This is a genomic window from Knoellia sp. Soil729 (genome assembly GCF_001427985.1).
GTDB lineage: Bacteria > Actinomycetota > Actinomycetes > Actinomycetales > Dermatophilaceae > Knoellia.
The window spans coordinates 711,165-736,841 of the sequence record NZ_LMSA01000001.1 but is presented as its reverse complement, the minus strand read 5'-3'; the positions used below and the strand labels follow the sequence as shown (position 1 = coordinate 736,841).

At 71.0% G+C, this 25,677-nt stretch carries 23 protein-coding genes; 9 read left to right on the top strand and 14 right to left on the bottom strand.

The window, feature by feature from the left end:
- Window positions 1-34 precede the first annotated feature (34 nt).
- Together ASG74_RS03330 and ASG74_RS03325 are read right to left on the bottom strand one after the other, a co-directional pair.
- Window positions 35-1,828: an ABC transporter ATP-binding protein gene (locus ASG74_RS03330; protein WP_056138929.1), complete on the bottom strand. Its 1,794-nt coding sequence runs from the start codon at window positions 1,826-1,828 to the stop codon at window positions 35-37.
- Between the two features lie 3 nt (window positions 1,829-1,831).
- Window positions 1,832-3,619, bottom strand: a complete 1,788-nt coding sequence (locus ASG74_RS03325; protein WP_056138927.1) for an ABC transporter ATP-binding protein — start codon at window positions 3,617-3,619, stop codon at window positions 1,832-1,834.
- Between the two features lie 77 nt (window positions 3,620-3,696).
- Between ASG74_RS03325 and ASG74_RS03320 the strand changes: the two genes are divergently transcribed.
- The 4 genes from ASG74_RS03320 to asnB all read left to right on the top strand — a co-directional run bounded on the left by ASG74_RS03320 (window position 3,697) and on the right by asnB (window position 9,175).
- Window positions 3,697-4,479, top strand: coding sequence for an SURF1 family protein (locus ASG74_RS03320; protein ID WP_056138925.1), 783 nt, complete (start codon window positions 3,697-3,699; stop codon window positions 4,477-4,479).
- A 43-nt stretch (window positions 4,480-4,522) separates the two neighbouring features.
- A complete protein-coding gene (locus tag ASG74_RS03315; protein ID WP_056139589.1) occupies window positions 4,523-4,822 on the top strand; it encodes a DUF3817 domain-containing protein in 300 nt (99 codons plus the stop codon).
- Between the two features lie 9 nt (window positions 4,823-4,831).
- Window positions 4,832-6,424: a glutamine-hydrolyzing GMP synthase gene (gene guaA / locus ASG74_RS03310; protein ID WP_235498790.1), complete on the top strand. Its 1,593-nt coding sequence runs from the start codon at window positions 4,832-4,834 to the stop codon at window positions 6,422-6,424.
- 99 nt (window positions 6,425-6,523) lie between these two features.
- On the top strand, window positions 6,524-9,175 hold the full coding sequence (gene asnB, locus ASG74_RS03305) for an asparagine synthase (glutamine-hydrolyzing) (protein ID WP_056138923.1): 2,652 nt from the start codon (window positions 6,524-6,526) through the stop codon (window positions 9,173-9,175).
- Window positions 9,176-9,275: 100 nt separating this feature from the next.
- Here asnB and ASG74_RS03300 read toward each other — a convergent pair whose 3' ends face one another.
- Both ASG74_RS03300 and ASG74_RS03295 read right to left on the bottom strand, forming a co-directional pair.
- Entirely contained in the window at window positions 9,276-10,343 is a 1,068-nt protein-coding gene (locus tag ASG74_RS03300; protein ID WP_056138920.1) for a lysylphosphatidylglycerol synthase transmembrane domain-containing protein, read from the bottom strand.
- The gene (locus ASG74_RS03295) at window positions 10,340-11,242 is read right to left on the bottom strand and encodes a PIG-L deacetylase family protein (protein WP_056138918.1); all 903 of its coding nucleotides are present in this window, start codon (window positions 11,240-11,242) and stop codon (window positions 10,340-10,342) included. Before ASG74_RS03295 ends, ASG74_RS03300 begins: the two co-directional genes overlap by 4 nt.
- Before the next feature lie 8 nt (window positions 11,243-11,250).
- Between ASG74_RS03295 and ASG74_RS03290 the strand changes: the two genes are divergently transcribed.
- Together ASG74_RS03290 and ASG74_RS03285 are read left to right on the top strand one after the other, a co-directional pair.
- A complete protein-coding gene (locus ASG74_RS03290) occupies window positions 11,251-12,450 on the top strand; it encodes a glycosyltransferase family 4 protein (RefSeq protein ID WP_056138916.1) in 1,200 nt (399 codons plus the stop codon).
- Entirely contained in the window at window positions 12,447-13,145 is a 699-nt protein-coding gene (locus tag ASG74_RS03285) for an NUDIX hydrolase (protein ID WP_056138913.1), read from the top strand. Before ASG74_RS03290 ends, ASG74_RS03285 begins: the two co-directional genes overlap by 4 nt.
- On the opposite strand, the gene ASG74_RS03280 is transcribed toward ASG74_RS03285, so the two are convergent.
- Both ASG74_RS03280 and ASG74_RS03275 read right to left on the bottom strand, forming a co-directional pair.
- Window positions 13,135-13,527: a hypothetical protein gene (locus ASG74_RS03280; RefSeq protein WP_056138910.1), complete on the bottom strand. Its 393-nt coding sequence runs from the start codon at window positions 13,525-13,527 to the stop codon at window positions 13,135-13,137. The two genes, ASG74_RS03285 and ASG74_RS03280, sit on opposite strands and share 11 nt — an antisense overlap.
- Window positions 13,528-13,530: 3 nt before the next feature.
- On the bottom strand, window positions 13,531-14,973 hold the full coding sequence (locus ASG74_RS03275; protein ID WP_056138908.1) for a PspC domain-containing protein: 1,443 nt from the start codon (window positions 14,971-14,973) through the stop codon (window positions 13,531-13,533).
- Between the two features lie 126 nt (window positions 14,974-15,099).
- Between ASG74_RS03275 and ASG74_RS03270 the strand changes: the two genes are divergently transcribed.
- The 3 genes from ASG74_RS03270 (at window position 15,100) to ASG74_RS03260 (ending at window position 17,478) form a co-directional block, all read left to right on the top strand.
- Window positions 15,100-16,359 carry an ATP-binding protein gene (locus ASG74_RS03270; RefSeq protein ID WP_235498789.1) on the top strand — a complete coding sequence of 420 codons (1,260 nt, stop codon included), beginning with the start codon at window positions 15,100-15,102 and terminating at the stop codon, window positions 16,357-16,359.
- On the top strand, window positions 16,349-17,068 hold the full coding sequence (locus ASG74_RS03265; protein ID WP_056138907.1) for a LuxR C-terminal-related transcriptional regulator: 720 nt from the start codon (window positions 16,349-16,351) through the stop codon (window positions 17,066-17,068). Before ASG74_RS03270 ends, ASG74_RS03265 begins: the two co-directional genes overlap by 11 nt.
- A gap of 65 nt (window positions 17,069-17,133) precedes the next feature.
- Window positions 17,134-17,478 carry a hypothetical protein gene (locus ASG74_RS03260; protein ID WP_056138905.1) on the top strand — a complete coding sequence of 115 codons (345 nt, stop codon included), beginning with the start codon at window positions 17,134-17,136 and terminating at the stop codon, window positions 17,476-17,478.
- Window positions 17,479-17,481: 3 nt separating this feature from the next.
- On the opposite strand, the gene ASG74_RS03255 is transcribed toward ASG74_RS03260, so the two are convergent.
- From ASG74_RS03255 to ASG74_RS03220, 8 genes are read right to left on the bottom strand one after another with little or no spacing between them, the layout of a single operon-like run.
- Window positions 17,482-18,483 carry a quinone oxidoreductase family protein gene (locus ASG74_RS03255; protein WP_056138902.1) on the bottom strand — a complete coding sequence of 334 codons (1,002 nt, stop codon included), beginning with the start codon at window positions 18,481-18,483 and terminating at the stop codon, window positions 17,482-17,484.
- A 22-nt stretch (window positions 18,484-18,505) separates the two neighbouring features.
- The gene (locus ASG74_RS03250; RefSeq protein WP_056138901.1) at window positions 18,506-19,558 is read right to left on the bottom strand and encodes a sulfate/molybdate ABC transporter ATP-binding protein; all 1,053 of its coding nucleotides are present in this window, start codon (window positions 19,556-19,558) and stop codon (window positions 18,506-18,508) included.
- On the bottom strand, window positions 19,555-20,349 hold the full coding sequence (locus ASG74_RS03245) for an ABC transporter permease (RefSeq protein ID WP_056138899.1): 795 nt from the start codon (window positions 20,347-20,349) through the stop codon (window positions 19,555-19,557). Before ASG74_RS03245 ends, ASG74_RS03250 begins: the two co-directional genes overlap by 4 nt.
- Window positions 20,346-21,173, bottom strand: a complete 828-nt coding sequence (gene modA, locus ASG74_RS03240) for a molybdate ABC transporter substrate-binding protein (protein WP_056138897.1) — start codon at window positions 21,171-21,173, stop codon at window positions 20,346-20,348. The genes ASG74_RS03245 and modA overlap by 4 nt, the downstream gene beginning before the upstream one ends.
- Window positions 21,170-21,562, bottom strand: a complete 393-nt coding sequence (locus ASG74_RS03235) for a TOBE domain-containing protein (protein WP_056138895.1) — start codon at window positions 21,560-21,562, stop codon at window positions 21,170-21,172. Before ASG74_RS03235 ends, modA begins: the two co-directional genes overlap by 4 nt.
- A 45-nt stretch (window positions 21,563-21,607) precedes the next feature.
- Entirely contained in the window at window positions 21,608-22,465 is an 858-nt protein-coding gene (locus tag ASG74_RS03230) for a uracil-DNA glycosylase (protein WP_056138892.1), read from the bottom strand.
- The gene (ligD, locus tag ASG74_RS03225; RefSeq protein ID WP_056138890.1) at window positions 22,462-23,451 is read right to left on the bottom strand and encodes a non-homologous end-joining DNA ligase; all 990 of its coding nucleotides are present in this window, start codon (window positions 23,449-23,451) and stop codon (window positions 22,462-22,464) included. Before ligD ends, ASG74_RS03230 begins: the two co-directional genes overlap by 4 nt.
- Window positions 23,452-23,509: 58 nt before the next feature.
- Window positions 23,510-25,582, bottom strand: a complete 2,073-nt coding sequence (locus ASG74_RS03220; RefSeq protein ID WP_056138888.1) for an HNH endonuclease signature motif containing protein — start codon at window positions 25,580-25,582, stop codon at window positions 23,510-23,512.
- Window positions 25,583-25,677: the final 95 nt, after the last annotated feature.

Here is a 25,677-nt window from a genome sequence, read left to right as displayed (position 1 = left end):
GCCACCGACGCAGGCGCAACGCGCCGTGGTCTGCTCAGTCCTCGTCGCGCCAGGCACGCCAGAGCCTGGCGTAGGCACCGTCTCGCGCGATGAGCTCGTCGTGCGTGCCGAGCTCGCTGATCGTCCCGTCCTCGACGACGCAGACCCGGTCCGCGTCGTATGCCGTGTGCAGCCGGTGCGCGATCGCCACGACGGTGCGCCCCTGGGTCACCGCCGCCAGCGAGCGCTCGAGGTGCCGAGCCGCCCGCGGGTCCATGAGCGAGGTGGCCTCGTCGAGCACCAGGGTGTGCGGGTCCGCGAGGACGAGCCGAGCCAGGGCCAGCTGCTGGGCCTGGGCCTCGGTGAGCGGGTGCCCGCCCGAACCGACGGTGGTGTCGAGCCCGTCCGGCAGCGCCCGGACCCAGGCTTCGGCGTCGACGGCGGTCAGGGCGGCATGGACCTCGTCGCCGGTGGCGAGCGGGCGCGGGAGACGCAGGTTCTCGCCCACGGTGCCGACGAAGACGTGGTGCTCCTGGGTGACGAGGGCGACCTCACCGCGCAGGGTCGTCAGGGTGAGGTCCACGAGTGGGACACCACCGACCGTGACCCGGCCGGTGCGCGGGCCGTCGATGCCGGCCATGAGCCGCCCGAGCGTGGACTTGCCCGCGCCGGAGGGCCCGACGATGGCGAGCCGTTCACCGGGACGCAGGGTGAGCGTCACCCCGTGCAGCACGTCGTGGCCCTCGCGGTAGGAGTAGCGGACGTCCTCGACCATGATCGTCGAGCCGCGTGGCTCCTTCCCGGTCGCCACCCGGTCGGGCGGCACCTCGCCGACACCGAGCACGCGCGAGAGCGAGGTCGCGGCGAACTGGATCTCGTCGAGCCAGCTGATGAGGTCGCCCAGCGGATCGAGCATCTGCTGGATGTAGAGGGTGACGGCGGTCGCCGCGCCGATGCTGATGTAGCCGCCCCACGCGAGCCACCCGCCCCACAGCACCGAGACCGCGATGGGCAGGAAGAAGCCGATCTCGAGCCAGGGGAACCAGCGCAGGCGCAGGCTCACCCCGACCCGCTCGGCACGGCCAGCCTCGTGCAGGGCCTCGTCGAAGCGCCTGCCGCGCTCGGCCGAGAGGCTGAGGTTGTCCATCGTCCGCAGACCCTCGATCGTCTCGGCGCCCACGGAGTTCAGCCGCGCATAGCTGGCGTGCTCCCAGAGGTAGACGCGTTCGGCACGGCGGAGGTACCAGATGCTCGAGGGGATGTGCAGCACGAGCGGGGTGAGGAGCGCCAGCGCCGCCAGCGGGGACGTGACGACTGCCGCGACGACCGTGGCCGTCACCGACATGGCGCCCACCATCATCGCGGGGATGCCGAAGCGGATGACGTGGGTCATGGCCTCGATGTCGTTGGTCGTGCGCGCGACGAGGTCACCCGTGCCGGCCCGCTCGAGGGTCGACAGGGGCAGGCGCACGGCATCGCGCACGAAGTCCTCGCGCAGGCGGGCGAAGACGTGCTCGGAGAGGATGAAGGCGGCCCGGCGGGCGAACCACGTGAGGACGGCCTGGGCCAGGATCGCCGCCACGAGGATGCCGATGAGCACGTCGATGCGGCGCAGGCTCGCACCACCGGAGCCCGCCTGCGTCACCTCCTGCACGATCTGCCCGACGACCCACGGGCCGACGAGCCCCACGAGCGCCGCCAGGCCGTGGAGCGCGAGGACCCACAGGAGCGGCCGTCGGTGGTCGCGCAGCAGCACGCGGGTGTGGGCCACCACGGTCTGACGGGTGGCGATGGGCAGCGAGCGCCTGGCGTGGTCGGTGTCGCCGAGCTGGCTGAGGATGGGGGCCATGGCTCAGTCCTCCTCCGCGCGCAGGACGATGCGCCGGTATGCCGGGTCGTTGCGCACCAGGTCACGGTGCGTCCCGCGGGTGGTCACGATGCCGTCCTCGACGACGAGGACGGTGTCGGCGCGGTCGAGCACGAGGGGGCTGGCCGTGACGATGACGGTCGTGGACCCGCTGCGGTGCTTGGGGATCCGCTCGGCGATGCGGGCCTCGGTGTGGGCGTCGACCGCGCTCGTGGGCTCGATGAGGACGAGCACCTCGGGGTCGCGCAGGAGGACGCGGGCCAGTGCCAGGCGCTGCCTCTGGCCGCCCGAGAGGGAGCGGCCGCGCTCCTCGAGCTCACCGTCGAGCCCGCCGTCGATGGAGTCCACGGCGTCGGAGGCGTCGGCGGTGTGCAGGGCGGCTCGCAGGGCGCAGTCGTCGCCCGAGACCTCGGGCTCGACGCCCAGCTCGCGCCGCACGGGACCACTGAACAGGTGGGGGTCGGACTGCGCGACCACGATGCTCCGGCGCACCTGCTCGATGGGCAGGTCGTCGAGGTCGGTGTCGCCCCAGCGCACGCCGTGCCGGCCGGGGGTGGTGCGACCCAGCCGGGCGGCGATGTCCGCGCTCTCCTCCGGTCGGGCGGAGACGAGGGCGGTGAGCCGGCCGGACTCGATCCGCGCTCCCGAGACCGGGTCCACCAGGTCGCCCCCGTGCGGGACCGGCGTGTCCGTGCTTTTCTCACCAATTCCCGGGATATGCACCGGCGTGTCTGTGCTTTTGGGGGGAATTGGTGAGAAAAGCAGGGGGTGGTCGGGCTGCGCGGCGAGGATCTCCACGAGGCGGCCGGCCATGACCCGCGAGGTGATGGCCTTGTTGACGAACTCGGTCGCCGTGCGCAGCGGCATCGTCAGGAACGCGGTGTAGCCGTAGAAGGCGACGAGCTGGCCCGGGCTGATGTCACCCGCCACCGCCAGGTGGGCGCCGAGCCCGGTCACGACGACGACGAAGACACCGGGCAGCAGGACCTGTGAGGCGTCGAGCAGCGCCTGCACACCCGACAGCCGCACACCGGCGTCGCGCACACGACCGGACTGGACGGCATACCGGGCAAGGAAGTTCTCCTCCCCGCCGACGCCGCGCAGGACGCGCAGCCCGGAGACGGTGTCGGCGCCGAGGGCGGTGAGCCGGCCCGACTCCTCGCGTTGCGCGTGCTGCCGTCTCTGCAACGGGCGCATGACGAAGGAGAGGGAGGCGAGCAGGACGGGCCCGCCGATGAGCATGACGAGCCCGAGGGTCACCGACCCGCGCAGGAGGATCACGGACACGACGGCGAAGCTGACGACCGCACCGGCCATCCGGGCGGACACGTCGAAGACGTTGCCCAGCTTCCAGAAGTCGTTGGCGAAGGCCGTGAGGACCTCACCGGCCGGCTTCTCGCGGGTCAGCGCCGGACCGGCCCGCCGCACGGCACGCTCGGTGACGATCGCCGCCCGGAACGCCGCGAGGAGCCAGTTGGTCACCGCGAACCAGTGGCGCAGGTTGGTGGTGGCCGCGCTCACCAGTCCCATCGCCATGATGACGCCAGCCCACAGGAGCAATGCGCGGCCGTCGTGTGCCACGATCCCGTCGTCGATGGCCTTGCCGATCGCGGCCGGGACGAGGGCGATCGACAGCATCCACGGAATCCCGAAGGCGGCTCCTGCCACGATGGTTCGCCACTGGCGCCGGACCAGCCACAGGATGAGGCGGTCGGCGTCGAGCGGGGGAGTGGCGTCGTCCGCGAGGGCGTAGGGCCAGGGTTGTGTCGGCATCGCACCCCAACCGTAGGAGGCGGCACCGTCAGGCAGCCACCGAGTTTCCCCTCAGAGCAGCCGATTACGCTCGTCGCGTGCTCCGCTCCGCCCTCAAGCCCCGACACCTCGGGCTGCTCGCGGTTGCCGTGCTCATCGTCATCGCGTTCGTGCAGCTCGGCCGCTGGCAGCTGGGTGTCGCCGAGGACGAGGCCCTGCGCGAGTCGCTCCAGCAGGCGCGCTCGCGGCAGCCCGTCCCCATCGAGACGGTGCTCCGGCCGCACGTGGACTTCCCCAACACGCTGAGCACCCACCCGGTCTCGGCGGTCGGCGAGTTCGGCACCGACCAGGTCATCGTCGCCGGGCGTCGCCTCGACGGCCGCAGCGGCTACTGGGTCGTGGCGCCGCTCAAGGTCGCCGCCACCGGCGCGAACCTCCCGGTCCTGCGCGGCTGGGTCCCCTCCCCGGAGGACGCGCCGCCCGTGCCGAGCGGGACCGTCACGATCACGGGTGGGCTGGCCCCACCCGAGTCCCCGTATGCCGGCCCGCCACCTCCCGAGGGCCTGCTCGGTTCGGTCGACACCTCCCTCCTCGTGAACCGGTGGCCCGGCGACCTCTACAACGCCTTCGTCTTCCAGAAGAGCGAGACGCCGGCGCCGGCCGCCGGGGCGCTCGGCGCGCTGGAGCGGGTGCCCACCCCGACCGGTGAGACGGGAATCAAGTGGCGCAACGCGGCATACGCGCTGCAGTGGTGGGTCTTCGCGCTCTTTGCGCTCTACCTGTGGTGGCGGACCGTGCGCGAGGACACCGAGCGCAACGGCGCGAGGGCGGCGGGGGACAATGGCGGACGTGACCCAGGCGAACGAGAAGCAGAGCAGTGACCGGGCGACCATCCGCGACGAGGCCGCCGCGCACAAAGCGCTGATGTTCTTCAAGGTGATGGCGTTCATCGTCGGGGTCGGGCTGCTCGTGCTCGTCGTCGAGATCGTCCTCGAGTACGCCACGTCGATGTCCGGGCCGGACAACCCGCTGCGCTGGTGGCCCCAGCCGCACGGCTTCATCTACATGCTCTACCTGGTCGCCACCGCCAACCTCGGCTTCAAGGTGGGCTGGTCGCTGCCCCGGATGGTGCTCGTCATGCTCGCCGGGTGCGTGCCGTTCCTGTCGTTCTGGGTGGAGCGCAAGGTCGCCGCGGAGGTCGAGGGTCGTCTGGCTCGCCGGTAGCCTGTGCCTGTGAGCGACGCCCCCCACTCCGAAGTCCTGTCCGACCGCCCTGTCCTCGTCGTCGACTTCGGCGCGCAGTACGCGCAGCTCATCGCGAGGCGCGTGCGGGAGGCCAACGTCTTCAGCGAGGTCGTCCCCTCGACGACGTCCACCGAGGAGCTGCTCGCCAAGCAGCCGGCGGCCATCATCCTGTCCGGGGGACCGAGCTCGGTCTATGCCGAGGGTGCGCCCGGCCTCGACCCGGCGCTGCTCGAGGCCGGGATCCCGGTCTTCGGCATGTGCTACGGCTTCCAGGCCATGGTCCAGGCGCTCGGCGGCACGGTGGAGCGCACGGGGCTGAGTGAGTACGGCTCGACGCCGGCCCTGATCTCCGACGCGACCTCGACCCTGTTCAACGGCCAGCCGTCCGAGCAGTCCGTCTGGATGAGCCACGGTGACTCGGCCACCGAGGCACCCGAGGGCATGCGCGTCACGGCGGCGACGTCCGGCGCGCCCGTCGCGGCCTTCGAGGACGACGAGCGACGCCTCTACGGCGTGCAGTGGCACCCCGAGGTCATGCACTCGACCTTCGGCCAGCGGGTGCTCGAGAACTTCCTCCTGCGGGGCGCAGGCCTCTCCGGGGAGTGGACCGCCCACAACGTCGTCGAGTCCCTCGTCGACCAGGTCCGGGAGACCATCGGCGACAAGCGCGTGCTGTGCGCGCTCTCCGGTGGGGTGGACTCGTCCGTGGCCGCTGCCCTCGTGCAGCGCGCCGTCGGCGACCAGCTGACCTGCGTGTTCGTCGACCACGGGCTGCTGCGCTCGGGCGAGGCCGAGCAGGTCGAGAAGGAGTTCGTGGCCGCGACCGGTGTCGACCTCGTCGTCGTGGACGCCAAGGAGCAGTTCCTGTCGGCGCTCGCGGGAGTGAGTGACCCCGAGGAGAAGCGCAAGATCATCGGCCGCGAGTTCATCCGCGTCTTCGAGCAGGCCGCTCGTGACGTCGTCGGCTCCGCCGAGCGCGACGGACACCCGGTCGAGTTCCTCGTCCAGGGCACCCTCTACCCCGACGTCGTCGAGTCCGGCGGGGGCACCGGGACCGCCAACATCAAGTCGCACCACAACGTGGGCGGCCTCCCGGATGACCTCCAGTTCAAGCTCGTCGAGCCGCTCCGGCTGCTCTTCAAGGACGAGGTGCGCCAAGTCGGCCTCGAGCTCGGCGTCCCCGAGGAGATCGTGTGGCGCCAGCCGTTCCCCGGACCCGGACTCGGCATCCGGATCGTCGGTGAGGTCACCGGCGAGCGTCTCGAGATCCTGCGGGCTGCTGACCAGATCGCCCGCGCGGAGCTGTCGGCCGCCGGGCTCGACCGTGAGATCTGGCAGTGTCCGGTCGTGCTCCTCGCCGACGTGCGCTCCGTGGGCGTCCAGGGCGACGGCCGCACCTACGGCCACCCGGTCGTGCTGCGTCCCGTGTCCTCCGAGGACGCGATGACGGCCGACTGGACCCGCGTCCCCTACGACGTGCTCGCCAAGATCTCGACCCGCATCACCAACGAGGTGCCCGAGGTCAACCGGGTCGTGCTCGACGTGACGAGCAAGCCGCCGGGCACGATCGAGTGGGAGTGAGCCACCCGAGCAAGGGAAAGGCGGGGTGTTCACGCGAAGGCGCCCACCCGGCATACCCTTGCATGTCCCCCTGAACGCGAGAACTGAGGACCCCAACGCATGTGTGGCATCGCCGGCTACTACGGCCTGAGCGCCGACGAGGCACTCCTGGGCACGATGAACGACTGCATGGAGCACCGCGGCCCCGACGGTGACGGCCTCTTCGTCGACGGACCGTGCGGGCTGGCGCACCGCCGCCTGTCGATCATCGACCGGGCCCACGGGCAGCAGCCGATGGCGACCGCCGACGGGCGCTACACGATCGCCTACAACGGCGAGGTCTACAACTACCTCGACCTGCGCGCGGAGCTCGAGGGCCTCGGCCGCACGTTCGAGACCGACAGCGACACCGAGGTCGTCCTCCAGGCGTTCGCGCAGTGGGGTGGCGAGGCCTTCGACCGCTTCAACGGCATGTTCGGGCTGGCCATCTGGGACCGCGACGAGCAGCGGCTCACCCTCGCGCGCGACCACTTCGGGATCAAGCCCGTCTACGTATGCCGTGTGCCCGAGGGTCTGCTGTTCGCCTCCGAGATCCGCCCGATCCTCGCCAGCGGCCTCTACGAGAAGAAGCCCAACGAGCGCTCGATCTACCGCTACCTCAGGTTCCGCGCCCACGAGGACGGGACCGAGACGTTCTTCGACGGCATCGAGCGGCTGCAGCCGGGAGAGATGCTGGAAGCCGATGCGGACGGCATACGACGTTCGATGTTCACGCGGCTGCGCGAGGAGCTGGCCGAGCTCGCGCTCGAGCAGCGTCCCTACGACGACGCGGCTGCCGCCGAGTACAAGGAGCGCTTCATCGAGGCGGTCCGCCTGCGGCTGCAGTCCGAGGTGCCGGTGGGGACGTCTCTCTCGGGCGGGCTCGACAGCTCCGCCGTCGCCGTCGTCATCAACCAGCTCATCAACGAGGGTGACGAGCGCACCGCCTCGGTGGGAGTGCAGCAGAACACCTTCAGTGCCGTGTTCCCCAACTCGATCAACGACGAGGAGAAGTACGTCGACGAGGTCCTCGAGATCTGCGAGGGCCACGTCGACGGGCACAAGATCCTCCCGCAGCCCGAGGAGTTCAAGGCCGACCTGCGCGACTTCATCCGCACCCAGGAGGAGCCCCTGATCTCCAGTGGTCCCTACGCGCAGTTCCAGGTGATGCGCGAGGCCACCAAGCACGTCACCGTGCTCCTCGACGGCCAGGGAGCCGACGAGATGATGGCCGGCTACATCCCGTACTACGCCGTCTACCTCCGTCAGCTCCGCGCGCAGGGCGCCAAGGTCGCGGCCGCCGAGCTGAGCAAGTCGCTCGACGTGCTCTTCCGGCTCGGGCGCTTCCGCGTCAAGGCCAAGCTCAAGGGCCGCAAGGACGTGCCGGTCACGTCGCTGCTCAACCCCGCGTTCACGTCGAAGTGGGCCGACGAGCGCTTCCCGGTCGAGCAGAACAACCTCAAGAAGCGCCTCATCGAGGACCTCTTCCACAACTCGCTGCCCAGCCTGCTGCGCTACGAGGACAAGAACACGATGCGCTTCTCGCTCGAGGGTCGCGTGCCGTTCCTCGACAAGGAGGTCGTGAAGTTCATCTTCAGCCTCACCGACGAGGCGATCATCAAGGACGGCTGGAACAAGCGCATCCTGCGTGACGCGACCCGTGGCGTGCTGCCCGAGTCGATCAACCGCCGTCGCAACAAGATCGGCTTCACGACGCCGCAGTCCGAGTGGTTCATGCGGCTCAAGAACCACTTCTACTCGATCTTCCTCAGCGAGTCCTTCGCGAACCGCCCCTACTTCAACCAGACCGAGGTGCTGCACGCCTTCGAGGGCTGGATCAAGGGCAGCAACAACTCCGACACGATGATGTTCTGGCGCTTCCTCAACCTCGAGCTCTGGCTCCAGGAGTACTTCGACGAGGAGCCGCAGGTCGACAAGGCCACGGTCCAGGCCGCTCCCAAGAGTGACGTCGAGCCCAACGCCGGCAAGGCCCTCGACATCACCACCCCCCGGGGCGAGACCGTGCGGCGCTACCCGCTGCGCACAGAGCTCTTCGCCAAGGGCGACGACCTCGACGCCAAGGTGCTGCCGCGGGTCGAGGAGTTCTTCTCGGCGCTGCCGCAGGCCGGTCCAGAGCACGACGCGGCGACCCGCGGCCGCTGGTACTTCTTCATCTCCGAGAAGGTCATCGCCATCACGCAGGGCCGCTCATTCTTCGTCTGGGACATCAAGGTGGGCAAGCCCGCTCGGGTGCTGTCCAAGTACGTCACCCGTACCCCGGCCGGCATCGGTCTGGGCTCGCCGTTCACGATGCAGCTCGCCATCGAGGAGGCCGGGCTTCCCCGCGTCCTGTATGCCGCTGCCGGGGGTGCCGTGGGCAAGGCCATCGGTCGCAAGGGGCTGTTCTACGAGCTCGTCGGCAACCAGATCGCCGCCATCGACGGCCCGACCGAGTACTCCGCCTACCCGTCCAACGTCTCTGCCAAGCTCGCTCCCAAGGACCCCGACGAGGTGGCCGCCCGGCTGTCCGCAGGGATCCGGGCACGGGTGCCTGCGGCATACCGGGAATCGTTCGCCGGCACGATCGTCATGGACGCCAACGACATCGGCCGCAACGTGCTGGGCAGCGACGTGCCGGACGACAAGGCGCGCTTCGAGGAGATGTTCGCCGACAACCCACTCGGTCAGGGAAGCGAGCAGACCCCGATGGCCCTCGTCTTCGTCCAGGACTGAGCTGACCCTCCGGACTTCCGACTTATTGCGACTTCGGGTAGTGGCTCGCTCCCCTCGCAACTACCCGAAGTCGCAATAAGTCCCGCGGTGGGGACGGGGATCAGGGGGTGGCTGGTTGAGTGGCTTCCTTGTCGGCCGGGTCGTCGTCGTCGCCGGTGGCGCCCTTGATGCGCGGGCTCATCGACCACACGAGCCAGCCCAGCGCGCCGAGAGGTACCTCCATGAGGTGGGTGAAGATCGAGAAGAGGAAGATCCCCGCGGCCGCTGCCTCGGGCGAGGCTCCCCAGCCGACGAGCGCGGCGACCGACGCGATCTCGGTGACTCCGACACCGCCCGGCGTGACGCCTACAGCGGTGAGCAGCCGCCCGATGGCGAACGCGGCGAAGAGGATTCCCAACGGCAGCATGTCGACGCCGACGGTGCGCATGATGAGCACGAAGAGCAGGTAGTAGAAGCCGAAGAACCCGATCATCCCGAGCGTCATCTGGACCCAGCCGGTGCGCACGACCTCGTTGATGCGGCCGCGCATGTCGTGGACGAGCTCGCTCACGCTCATCGTGCGCTTGCGCCGGCGGAAGAGTGGACCGAGCACCCGGTCGAGACCACGCCCGATGCTCTGGGCGGCCCTCTCACTGGCGAGGATGGCGACGAACGCGGCGAAGATCGCCAGCCCCGAGACGGTGGCCGCCCAGGCCGCGCTGGTGAGCGATCGCGGCAGACCGTCGTTGCCGAACCACAGCATGACGATGGCGACGATCGGCAGCGCGATGCGGGCGAGCGTGTTCCAGACGCCCGTGACGATGGCCGAGGTCGAGACGTCGCGGTTCTTGAAGCCCCACGACCGCAGGATCGTGTAGGTCGCCGCAAGTCCCACCGCCCCACCGCCGGGCAGGAGGTTGCTCACCGACGAGCCGCAGATGTTGACGATGAAGGCGCGCCACTGGCTGAGGCCGGGCAGTGAACCGGTGAACGTGAACGTGTAGCAGCCGAGGCCGACCAGCACGAGGGCGCCGAAGCCGAGGGACTCCCACGGAGTCACCTGCTCCAGCTGGCCGAAGACCTCGCTCCAGGTCGTCTGGGCGACCTTGGGAAAGCCCCAGCCGAGCAGGGCCACGGCCAGGGCGAGCCCCACGACTGCTCGCAGGATCTGCTTGGTGCGCGCGCTCACGGCAGTCCCTCGAAGATGTCGGTGCGGATGCCGTCCGCGCCCCCGCGCGGCAGGCTCGGGTCGCGGAACCACTCGCGACCGAAGACGACGTCGTAGAGCGGCCGGGGGATGCGCAGGAACGCGGCGAGGGTGCGGTCGCCGCTCTGGGAGCCGTCGTTGGAGGCCTGCGAGGCGTGGGCGCGCATCGACGCCCTCTTGGCGCTGATGTGCGCTCGCACGTTGATGCGGTGGGTGATCTCGGCGCGGGCCGTGAAGCTGCGCTCGAACGTGGTCGGGTCGAACTCGTCCGGGAAGCGGTGGACCTTGGCGGCGAGGCGCACCGCGCGGGCGATGGTGTCGCGGGGGACGGTCGCCTCCAGCACGCGCGGGAGCTGGCTGTTGGAGGAAAGGCGAGCGATCTCGGCGGCTCGTGCCCCGACCTCGTGGACGCGCACGTGGTCACGGTGCCCGTAGCCACCGGCCGCGTCGTAGGACAGGAGGACATCCGCCTGCTCCGTGCGCAGGATGGCGGCGAGCCGCTCGGCGGCCTCCTCCACGGGTGCACGGCAGAAGCGCACCTGCCCGGGCGGGTCGGGCGGGATCGGCCCGTCGTGGCCCGAGTCGGCGTAGCCCAACCACTCGACCCGAGCGACGCCGAGGGCCTCGGCGGACATTCGTGCCTCCGCGAGCCGGACGTCGGCCAGCGCCGTGCCGTCGGTGCCGTCGGTGCCGTCGGCGCCGTCGGTCGCGCCCTCACCCTTGAACTCCTCGGCAGCCAGCCCGAGGGCCCCGTCGGTGGCGACCACGAGCACGACGCGGTGCCCCGCTGCGGCGGCCTTGGCCATGGTGCCGGAGGTGAGGAGGGCCTCGTCATCGGGGTGGGCGTGGAAGGCCACGAGCGTGCGCGTCATCGCGACCATCCTGACGCATGGCAAGGTTGACGCTCGTGAAGGTCGCCCTGTTGTCGGACTGCTACCTGCCTCGCCTCGGTGGGATCGAGGTCCAGGTGCACGACCTCGCGCACCGGCTCAGCGCTGCCGGGCACGAGGTCGAGGTCGTGACGGCCACCCCCGCAGACACACGAGCGACGACCAGCGGACCGGAGACCGACGAGAGCGGCGTGTCCGGCACCACGTCGGTGATGGTCCACCGACTGCCCCTGTCGATCCCCGGTGCCCCGCCGGTCAACCCGTTCGTCAAGGACGAGGTCCGCACGCTGCTGACGGCTGGGGGCTTCGACGTGGTCCACGGGCACATGGGAGTCGTCAGCCCCTTCGCGACCGACATGATCGGGGTGGCCGTCGAGGCGGGACTGCCCACCGCAGCGACCTGGCACTGCGTCATCGACCGTAGCGCACCTCTCTTCCGCGCTCTCGGCCACGCGAGGAGGTGGGCCGGCGCAGGCGTGGCCCTGTCGGCCGTGTCCTCGATGGCGGCGGAGCGCGTCTCCCGGGTCGCCGGTGCCGACCACGGCGCTCGACCCGAGGTGCACGTCCTCGGCAACGGCATCGACGTCGACCGGTGGACCTCCGGCACGAGCGTGGCCCGGCCCGATGACGGTGTGGTCAGGGTCGTCACCGCGATGCGACTGGTCCGGCGCAAGCGACCCGGCGCGCTCATCGACGTGCTGCGTTCGGCGCGCGAGCAGCTCGACGCTCTGGCGCCGGGCGTGCGGCTCGAGGCGCACCTCGTCGGGGACGGGCCGCAACGGCGGCTGATCCGGGCCCACCTGGCCCGGCACGGCATCTCCTGGATCCGGCTGCCCGGCCGGGTCAGCCGCGACGAGCTGCGCGACCTGCACCGCCGCAGCGACATCTACCTGTCCACGGCCCGCCTCGAGGCGTTCGGCATCGCGGCACTGGAGGCGCGCACCGCGGGCCTGGCGGTCGTCTCCCTGCGGGGCACGGGGGTCGAGGACTTCGTCACGGACGGGCGCAACGGCATACTCCGTGGGTCCGACGAGGCGCTCGCCACGGGACTCGCAGAGCTCGCCGGGAACCCCGCACGACTGGCGCAGGTTCGCGCCCACAACCTCGCGACGCCTCCCGACCAGGCGTGGGAGCGCGTGGTCGAGTCGACCCTGGCGGAGTACGCCCGCGCCCAGCGCCTCCATGGACGTGCCTCGTGATCGAGATCGTGGCGCTGCAGGGCAGCCGTGAGGTCGCGCGGTTCGCGCTGGCGCACGGAGCTGACCCATCGGCACAGCTGGCCCGCCGCGGGTGGGCCGGACCGGCCGTGTCGGCGACCCGTACCTCACCGGACGACCTCGCCATCACCTTTGCGGTGGAGCCCTGCGTCCGCGTACCCGGGGACGAGGGTTCGCCGGTGACCCGCGATGACGACCTGGAAGCGACTGACGTCTCGAATGCTGTTCCCCACCAACGCATTGCCGCGTATGCCGTCGTGCGCAGCTCGCGGGGCGTCCTCATGACCGAGCTCTCGGTGAGGACCAACGCGGCGGGTCTGTGGAACCTCCCGGGAGGCGGCCTCGACCCCGGCGAGGAGCCCATCGACGCGGTGATCCGTGAGGTGCACGAGGAGACGGAGCAGCGCGTCACCGGGGTGGAGCTGCTCACCGTGATGACGCGGCACTGGGTGGGCCGGGCGCCGAGCGGGCGGGTCGAGGACTTCCACGCCGTGCGCCTGTTCCACGCTGCTTCCTGCCCGGAGCCGACCGACCCGGTGGTCCTTGATGTGGGCGGCTCCACCTCGGCCGCCCGCTGGGTGCCCGAGACCGAGCTCGCGAGCCTGCCGCTCGCGAGCTCGGTCCCTGAAGCACTCGCCGTCGCCGGCGTGTCCGCGTGGCCCTCGCTCAACCCCTGAAACGCTGACCACGCAGACCCGCCAGTCCGAGGACGACGAGCAGGACGCCGGCGCCGACGACGACGACGGGTCCGACGACACCCCAGGGGATGTCGAGATCGGTGGCCTGCGAGACGAGCACCGCGATGGCGGTGAGTAGGCCGAGGAGGCCGATGAGGGAGGTGACCGGTGCTGGACCGGTCCTGAACTCCGGCACCGGGGTGGGCGCCACGTGGGCACCGTGCGGTGCCTGGGACTCGTACGCGGACTCGTACGGCGATGCGTACGGCGATGCGTACGCGGGCGCACTCGAGGTGGTGGGAGAGGTGGCGTCCCCCTCGTCGAGGAGGGTCTCGATGGGCGTGGTCTCTGCGTCGTTGCTGGTGGCGTCGTGCTGGCTCATGGGTCAGCCCTCCTGGATGGTGATCTGGCCGACGCGCACGGTGGCGTCGACGATGATGGTGGGCGTGCCGGTGCCGACGTTGACGGTCATGGTCTCGCTGGGCCCGTCGGTCTCACCGCGGTCACGGTCGGACAGCACGGCCGGCAGGTCCCCGCTGAGCTGGACCTCGCCGAACCTGGCCTTCGCCGTGATCCGCGCTGCGGCGCCCTTGGGCACGATGATCCGCATCTCACCAGCTCCTTGGGTGACCTCGATCTGCTGGGGGACGAGGGTGGCGGGAGGGGCTGCTGGTGCCGAGGGTGCCGAGGGTGCGGCCACCGAGGCGCTGGGTGACGGGAGGACGCTCGGCGCCGGGGACGGCTCGGGAGCCGCGAGCTCAGCCACGAGGGACCGCAGGTCGAGGGTGGTCTCCCCGGCACCGAGCTCGTAGCGGGTGACGGTGCTCGACAGGGTGGGCGTCCATGTGCGGGTGCCCTGGCCGCTGCCCCACGTGTCCTCGCCGGCCGCGGCAGCGACGGTACCGAGACCGAGGATGAGGACGAGGATCGACGACAGGATGCTGCGACGACCCATGAGGCCGATGACCAGGGTCGCGAGGGACGCGGCACCCAGTGCGATGACGCCGGCGAACAGCTCGCGGGAGCCGCTGAAGCCCAGTGGTCCGTCGAGCATCAGACCCGCTCCGTAGCCGACCACGCCGGCACCAAGGGCCAGGGCGAACCCGGCGAAGCCTGCGCGACGACGGCGAGGACGCGGCGGGGGCGGGGGAGCGAGCGGGAGGCGGGCGTGCGGGGGCACGGGCGGAGCCGGCGGTGGCTGCCAGCCACCGGTGGACGAACCGCCCGGTGCGTGGGCCGCAGCCGGCGCGGCGGGCGCAACCGGCGCGTAGGGAGCTGAGGCCCCGGTCGGTGCGGTGGATGCGGGAGCCGAGCTCGCGGCATACACGTTCGGTCCGGCAGGGCCGTCCTGGGCGGCGGGCTGCCACGCAGACGCGGTGGCGCCGTCCCTGCCCTGCTGGTGACGCCAGACGAGCCAGCCGATGATCGCCACCGGGACGATGCCCCAGCCGATGAGGAAGCCGTTGTCGCCGAAGACGATCGCCGCGATGACGAGGAGCCCGAAGACGGTCAGGGCGATGGCGCCGCCGGACTCGGTCCTGCCGTCGCGGTCGAGGGCGTCGCGGGCCATGATGCGGCCGTTCTCGTCGGGGAGCAGCAGCCAGGCCACGATGTAGGCCACGATGCCGAAGCCACCGAAGAGGGCCAGCGCGATGGCTGCGGCCCGCACCAGCACCGGGTCGATGTCGAAGCGGCGCGCGATACCGGCGCACACGCCACCGAACCACTGGCGGGAACGGTCGCGGCGCACGCCGACCGCGAGGATGTCGTCCCAGAACTTGCTGCCCTGCGACTGGGCGGTCTCCGCCGGGTGAGGTGTCTGTGTCATGTCACCAACAGTGGCCGACGCGGGAGCGCTCTGCCATGAGGGTCGACCCTGACGGTCCCCTGAGGGAACCCCCACGACACCCCTGCAGCCGCCGACAGCAGCTCGATCGTGCGTCAGGATAGGGACGTGCCCACACCCTACGAACGCGTCTCGCCGCCGAGCGACGTCCCGGCACAGGGACGTCCAGCGCTGACGCGACCGGTCAAGGGACGGTGGGTCGCAGGGGTGTGCGCGGGGATTGCACAGCACCTCGGGGTGAGCCGGAGGACGGTCCACATCGCGATGGTGGTGCTCGCCCTCTCCGGGCCAGGCATCCCCATGTACGCCTTCCTGTGGGCGGTGACCCCGTCGAGCGACACCGCGGGCACCCAGCGCGAGCCGGGCGCGGTGCGCGCCGTCACCGGGCTGGGCGAGTCCCGGTGGGGCATGTTCATCGCCGGCGGTGGCCTGCTCGTCTTCATCGGCGCCGTCGTCGGCCTGCAGATCGCCGGGGTGAACGTGCGAGCCGGCGTCCTCCTGCCGCTGCTCTTGATCGCCGGTGGCGTCGCCGTCGCGTGGTCGCACCTCGACGACGCCGAGCGCAGCAAGTGGCTCGGCACCCAGCACCAGGACCGCGGACTGCTCGTCCTGCGGCTCGGTCTCGGCATCGCCGTGGCCGTCATCGGCATCCTCGTGCTCACCATCCGGGGCGACTCGGTGGCCGCGATCGGGGACGCCCTCCTCGCGACGGTCGCCGTCCTCGTGGGCACCGGCCTCATCGCCGCGCCGTGGGTGGTGCGGCTGTGGCGTGACTACCGCGAGGAGCAGGAGGTCGCCGCCCGGGCCAACGAGCGCGCCGACATCGCCGCGCACCTCCACGACTCGGTCCTCCAGACGCTGGCCCTCATCCAGCGGCGCTCGCACGATCCCGCATCGGTCACCCAGCTGGCCCGCGCCCAGGAGCGTGAGCTCCGCTCGTGGTTGTATGCCGGCCCCGCCGGTTCCGACGAGACCCTCGCCTCCGCCGTGACGGCGGCCGCCCACGACGTCGAGGACCGCAACGGCGTCGTCGTCGACCTCGTCGTCACGGGTGACCGGCCCCTCGAGGAGCACGGCACCGCCCTGGTCCGCGCAATGCGCGAGGCCATGCTCAACGCGACCCGGCACGGCGAGCCCCCGGTCACGGCCTACGCCGAGATCGGGCCCAGTGGCGTCGAGGCCTTCGTGCGGGACCGCGGCCAGGGGTTCGAGCTGGCCGACATCCCGCCGGACCGGCTGGGTGTGCGGGCCTCGATCCTCGGCAGGATGGAACGACACGGTGGCAGCGCCAAGGTTCGCCGCCGTGAGGACGGAACCGAGGTGGAGCTCACGCTGCCGCCTCTCGAAGGAGAGCAGCATGACCACTGAGCCGACGAAGCCGACACGGTCGGCGGATTCCCGCAAGAGCGTTCGCGTCGTCCTCGTCGATGACCATCGGATGTTCCGCACGGGCGTGCGCAGCGAGCTCGCCGAGGAGGCCGGTGCGGCCATCGAGATCGTCGGCGAGGCCCCCGATGTCGAGGCCGCGGTCAAGGTCATCCGCGAGACGCGCCCCGACGTCGTGCTCCTCGACGTCCACCTGCCCGGCGGCACGGGCAAGGGCGGCGCCGACGTCATCAACGGCTGCTTCGGGGTCGAGTCGCAGGCCGGGGCGCCGGTGCGTTTCCTCGCGCTCTCGGTCTCCGACGCCGCCGAGGACGTCATCGCGGTCATCCGGGCGGGCGCTCGCGGCTACGTCACCAAGACGATCACGGCGCGCGACCTCGGCACGGCGGTGCGACGGGTGGCCGACGGCGACGCGGTCTTCTCGCCGCGACTTGCCGGCTTCGTGCTGGATGCGTTCGGTGCCGCTGCCGGTGAGATCGCCGAGGTCGACGAGGAGCTCGACCGGCTGTCGGCGCGTGAGCGTGAGGTCATGCGGCTCATCGCCCGCGGCTACCAGTACAAGGAGGTGGCCAAGGAGCTGTTCATCTCGGTGAAGACCGTCGAGACGCACGTGTCCTCAGTGCTGCGCAAGCTCCAGCTCTCCTCACGCCACGAGCTCACGGCGTGGGCTATGGGCCGCCGCCTGGTCTGACATTCCTGCGCCGGTCGCCCGACCGGCGCACACTCCTGCCGACGCCGGGAGATACCCTCCCCGGCATGGAGCTGCTCACCAACCTCTTCGTCGTCCTGCACCTGCTCGGCCTCGCCGCGATCGTCGGCAGCGCGGTGTTCGTCGCCCGTGGCGTCCCGACGCCGGCGCTGGTCTGGGGCGCACGTGCGCAGATCCTCACCGGCCTGCTCCTCGTGGGGCTGAACGAGGCCGGTGACGACCCCGTCAACCACACCAAGATCGGCGTCAAGCTGCTCGTTGCCCTGGGTGTTGCCGCGTGCGCCGAGATCGCCGCGGGACGCGAGCGCCGCGGTCAGGGCAACCCCAACCTCGTGCACGCGGCCGGCGGTCTCGCCGTGCTCAACACCCTCGTTGCGGTGCTGTGGACCTGACCCCTAAGGGATGAGGAGCAGCTTGCCCTGGGTGCGGCGACCCTCGAGATCGGCGTATGCCGTGTGCGCGTCACTGAGCGGATAGCGCCCACCGATCGTCACCTGCACCTCACCGGACTCGATCCAGCCGAAGAGCTCGGTCGTGCGGGCGCGCAGCTCGTCGGGTGTCGCGATGTAGTCGGCGAGCTTCGGGCGGGTGACGAAGAGCGACCCGCGCTCGTTGAGGCGCTGGAGGTCGAACGGTGGAACCTGGCCGCTGGCGGCGCCGTAGAGCACCAGGAGACCGCGCGGCCGAAGTGACGCCAGCGACGCCTCGAAGGTGTCCTTGCCGACGCCGTCATAGACGACGTCGACGCCCACACCCTCGGTGAGCTCTCGCACGGCTGCCGCGAGGTCGTCGACCTCGGAGTAGTTGAGCAGCTCGTCGGCGCCGCGTTCGCGCGCGGTCTGGAGCTTCTCGGCGGAGCCAGCTGTCGCGATGACGCGCCCGCCGCGCTTCTTGACCATCTGGGTGAGGAGCTGGCCGACACCGCCGGCAGCGGCGTGGACGAGCGCCACGGAACCCTGCTGCACGGCATACGTGCTCGTCGAGAGGTAGTGCGCGGTGAGGCCCTGGAGCATGGCGGCCGCGGCGGTCTCGAGGTCGACGCCCGGGGGGACCTGCACGAGGTTCGTGACGTCGACGGGGGCATAGGTCTGTGCCGACCCCAGCTCCTGGGCCCACGCAACCCGGTCGCCGACGACGAACGCGCTGACGTCCTCGCCGACCTGGACGACCTCTCCGGCACCTTCGCTGCCACCGACGAACGGCGTCGGAATCGGGTAGACGCCCTCGCGCTGGTAGGTGTCGATGAAGTTCACGCCTGCGGCAGCGACCCGCACGAGAACCTGGCCCTTGCCGGGCGTGGGCAGTGGTTGGTCTCGGACCTCGAGGACCTCGCCACCCCCGTTGCGGGGGACGACGAGGGCGGGAGCGGACTCGGGCAGCGCTGAACCGGAAGTCATCCCTTGAGGCTAGCGAGAAGTCTCAGGCGCGGTGCAGGTGGACCTCGGTGGCCTTGACGGAGAGGACAACCCGGTTCCCGCGCGCGAGTCGCAGCTCGGCCACGGCGGCGGGGGTGATGTCGGCGCTGAGCAGGTCAGTGCGCACGCGCACGGTCGGGCCGTGGGGCTCGAGGTCCACGACCGAGGCGGCGAGGCTGTTGCGTGGGCTGCCGTGCGTGGCCTCGAGGTGGATGCTCACGGCCGACGGCGCGACCACGGCGGCGACGGGCCCACCGTCCTGGCCCAGGTCTGACTCGGCTATCCCGTGCAGCAGGCGACCATCCGGCATGCGGAGGGCACCACCGCTCGTGACGCCGCGCACGAGGTTGAGGCCCGCGAACCGCGCGCCGAAGTCACTGGTGGGCCGGCTGAGGACGCGGCCGGTCTCCCCGTGCTCGACGACGCGGCCGGCGTGCATCACGGCCACACGGTCGGAGAGCAGGGCCGCGTCGAGGGCGTCGTGGGTGACGATGACCGTCGTGAGGTCAGAGGTGACGCGCCGCAGGAGGTCGCGCACGTCGGGGGCGACCTCGACGTCCAGCGCGGACAGCGGCTCATCGACGAGGAGCGCTGCGGGCTCGGTCGCCAGGGCGCGGGCGATCGCGACCTTCTGGGCCTGGCCGCCGGACAGCTCGTGGGGACGACGTCGGGCGTATGCCGTCATGCCCACCTCCTCGAGCCACCGCGCCGCCGCCTCGTGCGCGGTCCGCTTCGGCTGGCCCTGGGACCGGGGGCCGAAGGCGACGTTGTCGAGGGCGCTCAGGTGGGGGAAGAGCCGGGCGTCCTGGGCGAGCAGGGCGATGCGTCGGGCGTGGGGCGGGACCCAGGTGCGGGTCTGGTGGTCGGAAAGCGTGTGGTCCCCGAGGCGGACGGTGCCGGAGTCGGGGCGGAGCAGTCCGGCGGCGGCCGCCAGCACGGTGGACTTGCCGGCACCGTTGGGGCCAAGGAGTGCCAGGGTCTCGCCCTGGGCGACGGTGAGGGCGATGGCGACGTCGCGGGCGGCGACGGTGAGGTCGAGGACGAGGGTCGGGCTCATGGCGTGCCAGCGGTCAGTGAGTAGCGGCGGGTGCGGGTCAGCCCGATGACGATGACGGCCACCGCGACAAGGACGAGGGAGAGGGCGACGGCGGCGCGCGGGTCTCCCTCACGCTGGAGGTAGATCTCGAGGGGGAGCGTGCGGGTCGTGCCCTGCAGGCTGCCGGCGAAGGTGATCGTGGCGCCGAACTCCCCGAGGCAGCGGGCGAACGCGAGGATCGTGCCGGAGACGAGCCCCGGAAGGGCCAGCGGGAGGGTGACGCGGCGGAAGACGGTGGTCGGTCCGGCCCCGAGGGTGGCCGCGATGTCCTCGTAGCGGGTGCCGGCAGCGCGGAGTGCGCCCTCGAGGCTGATGACGAGGAAGGGCATCGCGACGAACGTCTGGGCGATGACGACCGCCGTGGTGCTGAAGGCGACCTGGAGGCCGAGGACGTCGAGGGTGGAGCCGAGCAGTCCCCGTCGCCCGAATGCCTGGATGAGGGCGATGCCGCCCACGACGGGCGGCAGGACGAGCGGGAGCAGGACGAGCGAGCGCAGCAGGGTGGCCGCGGTGCCGGCGGTGCGAGCCAGGACTGCGGCAAGTGGGATGCCGAAGAGGAGGCAGAGCAGGGTGCTGACCGAGGCCGTGCGCAGGCTGAGCCAGAGGGCGTCCGTCGAGGCCTCCGACGTCACGAGGGACGAGAAGTTGGACCAGTCCACGCTGAGGGCCATGGCCAGGATGGGTACGGCGACGAGCAGGGCCCCGAGCGCGGCGGGGAGGAGGAGCCACTTGGGGACGGACAGCTGGGTCATGGTGCGGCGAATCCCGCGGCCTTCAGCACGTCCTGCCCCTGCGGGCCGGTGACGGCAGCCATGAACTGTGTGGCCAGCGCGGCGTCCCGGGCGTCCCTGAGGCGCGCGATCGGGTAGGTGTTGACCGCTGCCTTGGCCTCGGGGAAGTCGATGCCCTTCACATCGCCGGCCGCGCCCGCGACGTCCGTGAGATAGACGAGGCCGGCGTCGGCCTGGCCCGAGCGCACCTTGCCCAGGACGTCGGTGACGGACTGCTCCTCGCTCGCCGGCTTGAGGTCGATGCCCGCGGCCCTCTCGACCGCGAGAGTGGCGGCTCCACAGGGCACGGCGGGGGCGCAGACGACGACCTTGGCAGCTGGCTTCGTGAGGTCGGTCAGCGAGGAGATGCCGACCGGGTTGTCCTGCGGCACAACGATCTGGAGGGTGTTGGACACAAACGGTGTCGGCTGGCCGGAGACGAGGTCGGCGGCCGTCGCCTGGTCCATCGTCGCCTCGTTGGCCGTGGCAAGGACATCGGCGGGAGCGCCGTCGGAGAGTTGCGTGACGAGACCGGAGGAGCCACCGAAGCTGAACCGGACTGTGACGCCGGGGTGGGCGCTCTCGAAGTCCTTGCCGATCTGCGTGAACGGCTTCTGGAGCGAGGCGGCGGCAAAGACGGTGAGGGTCCGGTCAGGGGTCGATGCCGAGCTCTGCTGTCTGGCAGTCGAGTTGGTGTCCGCGTCCGCACCCGCTCCGATTCCGCAGGCCGCCAGCAGGAGAAGTCCAGCGACGGCGGACCACGAGCGAACGGCATACGAGTGGTGGTTCGTCCTGAGGAAGCTCATGGCGTCTCCACGATGACCGTCGTGGACTTCACGACGGCGACGGCGACGGACCCGAGCTCGAGGCCCAGCTCACGGACGGCCTCGCTCGACATGAGGGAGACGACCCGGAACGGGCCGCACTGCAGCTCGACCTGGGCCATCACGGTGTCCATGGTGATGTCGGTGACGAGGCCCACGAAGCGGTTGCGGGCCGAGCGGCCGACGCTCGACGGGTCCGCGATGGTCCGGGCCTGCTCGCGGGCGAGCAGCGCGACCGCATGGCTGTCGACGACCTTGCGGCCGCTGTCATCGGTGTCGGCGTCGAGCGACCCACTCTCGATCCAGCGACGGATGGTGTCGTCGCTGACTCCCAGGAACTTGGCGGCCTCGGCGAGGCGCATCTGCGGCATGGATGACACTCTAGACCCGCATCTGCGGCATGGGGCTCGCGTGGCTCAGTCGCGCAGGCTGAGGAGCACCTCGTCGAGCATCTGCGGCGTGAGGCGCCCGGTGTAGGTGTTGTGCGGGCTCACGTGGAAGCACCCGACGAGACGCACCGGGTGGCCGGTGGGCGTCACCAGGATGGTCTCGGCTGCATGACCGAACTTGGGGCGGACTTTCGGTACGGTCCAGCCGAGCGACGAGGTGGCGGCAAGCACTCCCTGCCAGCCGATGGCACCGAGCGTCATGATGACGCGCAGGGAGTCACCGAGCAGCTCGAGGTCGCGGCCCAGCCAGGTGGCACAGGTGGCCCGTTCGAGCGGGGTCGGCGCGTTGGCCGGTGGTGCGCACCGCACGGAGGCGACGATGCGCAGGCCGGTGAGGGCGAGCCCGTCACCTGCGGCGACGGACGTCGGCTGGTTCGCGTAGCCGGTGCGGTGGAGGGCGGCATACAGGAAGTCGCCTGAGGCGTCGCCCGTGAACATCCGCCCGGTTCGGTTGGTGCCGTTGGCCGCCGGTGCCAGCCCGACGATGAGGGTGTCAGCGGTGGGGTCGCCGAAGGACGGTCCCGGACGCCCCCAGTAGGGTTGATCGGCGAACGACGCCCGGCGTCCCTGTCTCGCAACGGTTTCGCGCCAGTCGACGAGTCGCGGACAGGCGCGGCAGACGCTGAGTCGGGCATCGACCTCGGCGAGGCTGCTGGCGCTGGCTGCGAGCTCGAGGACGTCCTCGGGGGTGTGTGCCACGGGTGTCACGGCAGTCGCCGAGTCGTCGGGCCAGCCGGTGCCCGGTGGGACAGGTGAGAGGAAGGGCTGGCCGGTGACGGGATGTGGATCAGGGCCGGTGCGGGCGATGTCGTCAGGGACGCTCATGGCTTGGCATCGTCGCCCTCGGGCTCCGGCGGTGTCTCGGCGCCCTCCTTCTCGTCCCGGTCGGCCCACTCCAGGAGCGGCCCGATCTCGAAGACGTGCTCATCGATGTCGGCATGGAGGTCGCCGAGCTCGGCGTAGCGATTCGGGACCGTGGCGATGGTGAGGTCCTGCGGCTCCACGTCGTCGACCTCCTCCCAGGCGATGGGGGTCGAGACGGTGCCGATCGTGTTGCCGCGCACGGAGTACGCGCTGGCGATCGTGTGGTCGCGCGCGTTCTGGTTGTAGTCCACGAAGATCGCCTCGGGGTCGCGGTCCTTGCGCCACCACGTCGTGGTCACGTCCTCGGGCGCGCGCCGCTCCACCTCACGTGCGAAGGCGAGGGCGGCACGCCGCACCTCCTGGAAGCCGTGGTCGGGCTTGATCCTGACGTAGACGTGGAGGCCGTTGCCGCCGCTGGTCTTCGGGAAGCCGGTGGCGCCCAGCTCGTCGAGGACCTCGTGAGCGACATGGGCGACGCGCCGGACGCGGTCGAAGGGTGCGTCGGGCATCGGGTCGAGGTCGATGCGCCACTCGTCGGGCTGCTCGGTGTCGGCGCGGCGGCTGTTCCACGGGTGGAACTCGACGGTACTCATCTGGACCGCCCAGATGACGTGCGCCAGGTCGGTGGGGCAGAGCTCGTCAGCGTGGAGCCCGTAGCGCGGGAAGTGCAGCCGCACCGTCTCGAGCCATGGTGGAGCGCCTCGGGGGACGCGCTTCTGGTGGACCTTTGTGCCGTCCACGCCGTCGGGGAAGCGGTGCAGCATCGTCGGCCGCTCCCGCAGGGCGTTGACGATGCCGTCGCCCACCGAGATGTAGTAGTTGGCGAGGTCGAGCTTGGTCTCGCCCCTGGCAGAGAAGTAGACGCGCTCGGGGCTCGACAGCTTCACCTCGTGACCGGAGACGTCGAGGATCACCGGTTCGCCGAACTTCCCCTTGCCAGAAGCCATGCACCACACCGTATGCCGTCCGCCCGCCTTCGCGGGAGAGCCGTCGGTGGTCGTCTGCTCAGAAGGGGATGGGTTCGGGTGGGCGGGGTGGTCGTGGTGGGAAGTCGACGACGTAACGCTTCCAGCCCGGGCCGAGGTCGAGGTCGATGTTGGGTGGTGGTTCGCCGGTGGTGTTGCCGAGTGCCTCGTAGGTGGTGGGGTGGGCGTGGAGTCGTGCGTGGTCGGGTCCGCCGAGGAGCTCGATGAGCTGCTCCTCGAACGCCGTGGGGATCATCGCCGGGTCGGCAGGGAGATGGGCGCGTGTGGCGGTGTCGCGGTCGGTGTGTCCGGCGGTGAGCAGGTGCAGGTGGTCCACGGGCCAGGTGGTGCTGGACCGCCCGGTGGGGTCGACCCAGGTGACGGTGGCGTCGGGGTGGAGCTTCGCGGTCCACCCGTGGCGTTGCTTGATGCGGTGGTGGCGCCGGCACAGACACATCAGGTTGATGGGGGACGTGGGCCCGCCCGGCCAGGGACGGACGTGGTCGAGGTCGCACTGGCGGGCCGGGGTGGAGCAGCCGGGGAAGCGGCAGGACCCGTCACGCAACCGGATCAGTCGGGCCATCGGGTCGGGCACCCGGTAGGACTCGCTGAAATCGACGGTCTCTTCAAGGCTGGGCTCATCAGGGCTCGTCGTGCCCGACGTCCCTGTTCCTGTCCGTCCCCTTGCTTGCTCACTCGCGCGGTCCCTGGCTCGTTGCCGGGCGCGGTGGGCACGCCGGGCACGGTCCTGGCCGCGGGCGAACGCCGCCGGTACGTCACCGTGGACCAAGGCACCGGTGTCGGGGTCGCAGTCCAGCTCGCGCTCAGGGGTGGAGGTGCCGGCGTCGTCGAGCCAGTCCGCAGGCACGAACGTCGTCCCGGGCGCACCCAACCCACCCACCTCGACCAGATCTTCGGCCGTACCGGAGGCAGCACCGGGCGCAGCAGGGGCGGCAGTGGGCGTCTCACGCGATCCACCAGTGCCCGCCGTGCCGGTGCTCGCCGTGCCGGTGTTGCCTGCGCCGGTTTCTGTGGTGTTGTCTGCGCTGCGTCTGGTGGTGTCGTCGGCGGCGCGGGTGGCGTGCACGACGACCTTGACGTCACTGTGCTCCAGGATCAGTGTCATGGCCGCGTCGGAGCGGGCCATCGCCAAAGTGTCGGCCTTGCCCTCGCGCACCAGCTGGCGGGCGCGAACCGTCACCGCCTCCCACGCCCTGCGGGCGTCCTCGACCCGGAAATCCCCCCGCCAGTGATCCGTACCATGCGACCCCAGCCGGCGGGTCAACCCCCGCCTCGCCCGCTCATCCTCGGCGTGCGCGCTCACCGCGTCCGGATCCACCTTCGCGGCCGTGCGCGCCAACAGCTGACGCAACGGCCCCACGGTCAGCTGCCCCCACACGTCCTTGACCCGCTCCACCACCTCGAAGGCGGACTGCGGCGACAGGAACTCCGTCTCCTCGGTCACCACCCGCGCCCGCTGCGTCAGCTGCCCCCACACGTCCTTGACCCGCTCCACCACCTCGAAGGCGGACTGCGGCGACAGGAACTCCGTCTCCTCGGTCACCACCCGCGCCCGCTGCTCRTCCAGATCACCCGACGCCATGGCGTCCACCACGGCCGGGGTGCGGGTCAGCTGCCGGATCGCGTCCAGGATCCGGTTGCCCGCCACATGCACCGAACACCCCAGCCGTGGCGCGACCAGCTCGGGCCCRTCCAGACGCTGGTACCCCAACCCGTGATCCACCTCCGCGCTCGTGCCGTCCTCCTGCACGTGGCAGTCCCGCGCCGCCAGATGCGCCAACGCCACCGCCTGCCGAGCGGACGCGGCGTCCTTCTCGCGCTGCGCAAGCTCGATGACRTCCAGAAGCTCCTCGGAACTCAACCGATCCGCGGAAGACCGCAACGCGGCATACCGGCCCTCGTCCTCCTGCACGTGGCAGTCCCGCGCCGCCAGATGCGCCAACGCCACCGCCTGCCGAGCGGACGCGGCGTCCTTCTCGCGCTGCGCAAGCTCGATGACATCCAGGAGCTCCTCGGAACTCAACCGATCCGCGGAAGACCGCAACGCGGCATACCGGCCCTCAAGGGCGGCGGTCGCGGCGCTGGTTTCCATGGCCTGATCCTATCCGAACAGGAGTTCGACAGTCAAGGTAGAAAGGCATGAATTCCGTTCTGCCGCAGGCGAACACGCGCGCCGTCACAGATCTA